This window comes from Ramlibacter sp. (genome assembly GCF_035706265.1).
In the GTDB taxonomy this organism is placed as follows: domain Bacteria; phylum Pseudomonadota; class Gammaproteobacteria; order Burkholderiales; family Burkholderiaceae_C; genus Ramlibacter.
The window spans coordinates 1-5,666 of the sequence record NZ_DASSVG010000248.1 but is presented as its reverse complement, the minus strand read 5'-3'; the positions used below and the strand labels follow the sequence as shown (position 1 = coordinate 5,666).

Below are 5,666 nucleotides of genomic sequence, written 5' to 3'. Positions count from 1 at the left end.
GCCCCAGACGCCCCACAGCCAGCCCCAGGCCAGCACGCCGATGAACACCGCCACCGGATTCATGCTGCTGGCCTTGCTGGTGGCCAACGGCACCAGCAGGTAGCCTTCGATGGTGTTGATCAGGAGCGAGCTGCCCGCGATCACCAGCGCCATGCGGATCTCGCCGAACTGCAGGAAGGCCACCAGCGCCGCCGCCGCCGTGACGGCGATATTGCCCACGTAAGGCACCAGGTTCAGCACGCCCGCCGCGATCCCCCACACGGCCGCGTGCTTGAGGCCCACCCACGCGAAGCAGAGCCCGGTGGCAATTCCCACGCCCACGCTCGCCAGAAGCTGCACCACGAGATAGCGCTGGATCTGCGCGTTGATCTCGTCCAGCGCCTGCACGGTGAGCCTCTTCTCGGCCATTCCCGGCCCGGCGATCTTCACCAGCTTGCGGCGGAAGGTGTCGCCCGAGATGAGCAGGAAATAGGTGAGGAACATGACCAGCACCACCTGCCCGAGCAGGCTGGCCAGGCCCAGCGTGCCCGTCCAGAGGTAGTCGCGCAGGTCGAAGTGCGGCTTCTCCACCACCACCCGCGCCACCCCGCGCCGCGGCGCCGAGGTGCCGGTGGCGCCCGCCTCCTCGGCGGCCTTCTGCAGCTCCGCCGCCGCCTTCTGCACCGTCTCCAGCGTGGTGTCGCTGGTCTTCTGCTTGCGGGCGACCGAGTCGCGCAGCTTGCGGGCCGCATCGGGCAGCGAGGCGATCAGGTCGTTGGCGTCGTCCGAGAACGAGTACACCGCCCCCGCGGTGCCGCCCAGGATGCCGAGGATCAGCACGGCGGCGCTCACGGCGCGCGGGATGCGCGCCCGCTGCAGCCAGTCCACCACCGGGGCGAGGGCGTAGGTGAACACCAGCCCCAGCATCAGCGGGATGAAGAAGCCGCTCGCCCAGCGCAGCACCGCCAGCACCGCGATGGCGACCAGCACGGCCATGGCCGCGCTGCGCGCGCCGCCCGCGGGCAGGTGCAGCAGCACGTGCGGCGGCCCTTTCGGATCCACCGGCGTGCGGGGCAGGTCCTCGACGGCGGAAGCGTCGGGAGAAGAAGCCTGCAAGGCCTCGGAAGGTTCGGAACTCAAGGTGTCTGCAACTCCGCGAGTCCCCTTTTCCTCTAGGTCGCCAGCGCCTCCCGCACGGCGCTGAGCTGGCGGCGCGACACCGAGAGCGATTCGTCGATCCCGTTCAGCCGCACCGCCCAGCCTTCGCCTTCTTCCGCGTCGTAATGTTTTTCGAGCGCCCGCACGGCCCGCCGCGACACCAGCGCGTTGCGATGCACGCGCAGGAACTGCGAGCCGTGGCGCTCCTCGAGGTCACTGAGCGAACCGTCCAGAATATAGCTGCGTGCGGCGGTGCGCACGGTGATGTATTTGAGTTCGGCCTTGAAATAGAGCACTTCGGCCACCGGCACGCGCTCGGTGCGGCCGCGGTCCTGGATGACCAGCACTTCCTGCTCGGGCTCGGGCGAACCGCGGCCCTGGCGCGCCTTCTCGACCCGCGCCAGCGCCGTCTCCAGCCGCTCCAGGCGCACCGGTTTGGTGAGGTAGTCCACCGCCTCCAGCTCGAAAGCGGTGACGGCGTGTTCCGCGTACGCGGTGACGAAGACGACGGCGGGCGACTCGGGCAGCGTGCGCAGCACCTGCGCCAGGGCCAGGCCGTCGGCGCCGGGCATGTGGATGTCGAGCAGCACGCCGTCGAACTGCTGGCGCCGCAGGTGTTCCATCGCCTGGGCCGCGTTCGCCGCTTCCGCCGTGGCTTCGGCCGCCGGATTCCTGCATTCCGCCAGGAGCGTGCGCAGGCGCGAACGCGCGAGCGGCTCGTCATCGACCAGCAGCATCTTCAAGGCCATTGCCGTCCTCCGTCACTCCGGCCGGCACGCGCCTTGCGCGCCGGCCACGTTGCTCGCCCTCTGCGCGGCCCGGCGGGCGTTCATGCCGGTACCTCCATCCGCACCTGGTACAGCCCGTCGATGAGGGCCGTCTGGAACTGCGCCTGCACGTCGTGCAGCAGCCGCAGGCGATCGCGCACGTTCTCCTGCGCCACGCCATGCCCGCGCCTGCCCTGGCCGGCCGGCACCGTGTTGGTCACCCGGATCACCACCGTGCTGCCGCGGCGCTGGGTGGTGACCTTCACGTCGGCTCCGGTCGGACTCGGCTCCACGCCGTGCTTGACCGCATTCTCCACCAACGGCTGCAAAAACAATGCAGGCACGCGTGCGCTGCCCGCGCGCGGATCGATCGACCATTCCACCCGCAGCCGCTCGCCGAAGCGCACCTCCTCGATCGCGAGGTAATGCCGGGCAAGCTGCACCTCCTCCGCCAGCGTGGCGGAATCCCCCTTGCTGACGAGGGCGTGGCGAAACAGCTCGCTCAGGTCTTCCAGCAAGGTCTCGGCGCGGGCGGGATCCTCGCGCACCAGGGCGATCGCGCTGTTCAGGCTGTTGAAGAGGAAGTGGGGGCGGATGCGCGCCTGCAATTCCGCCAGCCGCGCGGTGGTTTCGGCTGGCATGCGCCCCTTGGCGCGCAGCACCAGGGCGGCCACCATCACGCTCGACAGCAGTGCGCCCGCGAAGCCGGAGGCGACCCAGGACACCTGGCCCGGCCCGGCCACCAGCGCCAGGATGCCGCAGCCATAGAGCCCGCAGACCACGCCCAGCGCGATGCCGAACCCCTGCTGCGCCACCGGGTGCAGGCGCGCCAGCAGCCATTTGGAGCTGCAGGTGACCACCAGCCAGCCCAGCGCCCCGGGCAGCGCCGCGGCACTGAGCATGGCCAGGCGCTGGCCCCATTGCAGCACCGAATCGGTGCCGAACATGGCGCCGACGGCCATCACCGCCTCGACGAACAGCACCGCGCGCAGCACCACGCCGACGTGGCAGGCGTCGAAGATTGCCCGGTGGCGCGGAGGCGCCGTCACCCTGGGCTGCTGTTCCCGGGCCAGTTCCGAGAACGCGGATAATAGTTGCGAGTCGTCCATCACCGGTGGGGCCGCGCGGCGCGCGGCGACAAAGGCCTCCTTCGGCCGCCATTATTGGTGAAGCTCCACCCCCTGCCCATCCGCAAGCGTTACGTGCATCCCCTATGAGCCAACTCGATCACAAGTCCGAGGCGTGGTCCGCCCTGTTCAGCGAACCCATGAGCGAACTCGTCAAACGCTACACCGCCAGCGTGTTCTTCGACAAGAGGCTGTGGCAGGCGGACATCACCGGCTCGCTGGCGCACGCCGCCATGCTCGCGCAACAGGGTGTCATTTCGGCAACCGACCTTGCGGAGATCCGCCGCGGCATGGAGCAGATCCGCGGCGAGATCGCCTCCGGCGCCTTCGAGTGGAAGCTCGATCTGGAGGACGTGCACCTCAATATCGAGGCGCGCCTCACGCAACTGGTGGGCGACGCCGGCAAGCGCCTGCACACCGGCCGCAGCCGCAACGACCAGGTCGCCACCGACGTGCGCCTGTGGCTGCGCGGCGAGATCGACCTGATCGCGGACCTGCTGGTCGACCTGCAGAAGGCGCTGGTGGCCATCGCGGAGAAGAACGTCGACGTGGTGCTGCCCGGGTTCACGCACCTGCAGGTGGCGCAGCCCGTGAGCTTCGGCCACCACATGCTGGCCTACGTGGAGATGTTCGCGCGCGACCACGAGCGCATGCTGGACGTGCGCCGGCGCGTCAACCGTCTGCCGCTGGGGGCCGCGGCGCTGGCCGGCACCACCTACCCGCTCGATCGCGAGTTCGTCGCCCGCGAGCTGGGCATGGATGGCGTGTGCCAGAACTCGCTGGACGCCGTGAGCGACCGCGACTTCGCGATCGAATTCACCGCCGCCGCCTCGCTGGTGATGGTGCACATCAGCCGCTTCTCGGAGGAGCTGATCCTCTGGATGTCGCAGAACTTCGGCTTCATCCGCATCGCCGACCGCTTCACCACCGGCTCGTCGATCATGCCGCAGAAGAAGAACCCCGACGTGCCCGAGCTCGCCCGCGGCAAGACCGGCCGCGTGGTCGGCCACCTGGTGGGACTGATCACGCTGATGAAGGGCCAGCCCCTGGCCTACAACAAGGACAACCAGGAAGACAAGGAGCCGCTGTTCGACACCGTCGACACGCTCAAGGACACGCTGCGCATCTTCGCCGAGATGATCGACGGCATCACCGTGCAGCCGCAGGCGATGGAGCAGGCGGCCCTGAAGGGCTATGCCACGGCCACCGACCTGGCCGACTACCTGGTGAAGAAGGGCCTGCCCTTCCGCGACGCCCACGAGACGGTGGCGCATGCCGTGAAGGCGGCGGTGTCGCACAACTGCGATCTGTCGGAGCTGCCGCTGAACGTGCTGCAGCAGTTCCACCCGAAGATCGAGAAGGACGTCTACGACGCGCTGTCGCTGCGGGGGTCGCTGAATGCGCGCAATACGCTGGGGGGGACGGCGCCGGGGCAGGTGCGCTCGCAGATCGAGCGGCACAAGGGGCGGCTGGCGTAACCGCCCTTATTGCACCTTCACCTTGAAGTTGAAGTTGAAGCCGGGATAGGGCCCGGATCCGCTCCAGCCGTTCATGCGGCCCTTGGGGCTCAGGCGCAGGTGGGTGACGGCGGCGTCGTAGCCGGCGCCGTCCGGCGCCGGGGTGTAGTTCCAGTTCACCCCGCCGTCCTTGGAGAATTCCACGTCGTCGGTCGTGGAGCCGAGGGAGGTGGAGGTGAACGTCAGGCCGCTGGCCGCGTCGGTGAAGCTGACCGGCCCCGCCGGCGAGCCGCCGAGGTTGCCGACGAACAGTGCCGTGTTGGCCGGGATCGGGTCGACGATCTTCACGCTGTTGCTGTCCACCCGCCCCTGGCCCGTGTTGGTGACGGCCACGGTGTAGATCGACTCGGAGCCCGGGATGTTCTTGGGATTGCTCGTCCCGTTGACCGGATCGCTCACCACCCGTACCGTCTTGGTGTTCACCAGATTGGGATAGACGATCGCGTTGACGTCGGTGGCGGTGTTCGTCGCCCCGTTGACGGTGATCGTCGCCTGGTTGGTGAGCGAGCCCACCGGGTTGCCCGTCAACTGGGCCGCCACCGTGAACGTCACGGTGCCATCCGGAAGCATCTGCGGGATCACCAGTCCGGCCCCTTGCATCAGCGCCACCGTGCTGCTCGCGGGGCAGCTCGCGTTCGCCGCCGCGCAGGTGACGGCGGACACGTTCAGGTTGGGTACCGCCGGATCCTTGAAGACCGCGTTCGACAGGGTGATGCCCGTGGTGTTGGTCACCGTGATCGTGTAGGTCACCGTATCGCTGGGACTGATGCTGGCGATGCCGTCGGTCTTGGTGATCTTCGGCATGGTGATCACGGCCACGTCCGCCTGCGTGCCGGACGAGGCGCTGCACTTCGACTTGCCGACCGGCGCCACGTAGTCCGGGCCGGTGCAGACATTGCCGCTGCCCTGGTTGTTGTTGTCCCAGGTGACCACGAAGGGGACGTTCAGGGAGCCCGTCGCATTGAGCGACTTGCACTGCACCGTTACCTGGGGAATGACGAAGACGCGCGAGAGCTTGTTGGATCCGTCGCCGCAACTGTCGTACACCTGCCCACCGCCAACCGTCCAGGGGCCGACATCCAGGTTCGGGAACGGGAACTGTGCAGTCGGTTCGGTCA

Annotated in this window: 5 protein-coding genes; 1 reads left to right on the top strand and 4 read right to left on the bottom strand. The window is 68.6% G+C overall.

Features of this window, described 5'->3' with window-relative positions; genetic code table 11:
- The 3 genes from VFM98_RS09280 to VFM98_RS09270 all read right to left on the bottom strand — a co-directional run.
- Positions 1-1,119, bottom strand: a 1,119-nt coding sequence (locus tag VFM98_RS09280; protein WP_325109637.1) for an AI-2E family transporter, incomplete at its 3' end; no start/stop codon positions are given.
- Positions 1,120-1,151: 32 nt separating this feature from the next.
- Positions 1,152-1,886: a LytTR family DNA-binding domain-containing protein gene (locus VFM98_RS09275; RefSeq protein ID WP_325109636.1), complete on the bottom strand. Its 735-nt coding sequence runs from the start codon at positions 1,884-1,886 to the stop codon at positions 1,152-1,154.
- An 80-nt stretch (positions 1,887-1,966) separates the two neighbouring features.
- On the bottom strand, positions 1,967-3,013 hold the full coding sequence (locus VFM98_RS09270) for a sensor histidine kinase (protein WP_325109635.1): 1,047 nt from the start codon (positions 3,011-3,013) through the stop codon (positions 1,967-1,969).
- A gap of 104 nt (positions 3,014-3,117) precedes the next feature.
- Between VFM98_RS09270 and argH the strand changes: the two genes are divergently transcribed.
- Positions 3,118-4,509, top strand: coding sequence for an argininosuccinate lyase (gene argH / locus VFM98_RS09265; protein ID WP_325109634.1), 1,392 nt, complete (start codon positions 3,118-3,120; stop codon positions 4,507-4,509).
- Positions 4,510-4,515: 6 nt separating this feature from the next.
- On the opposite strand, the gene VFM98_RS09260 is transcribed toward argH, so the two are convergent.
- Positions 4,516-5,666 (bottom strand): hypothetical protein (locus VFM98_RS09260; RefSeq protein ID WP_325109633.1); only part of this gene is annotated, 1,151 nt, incomplete at its 5' end.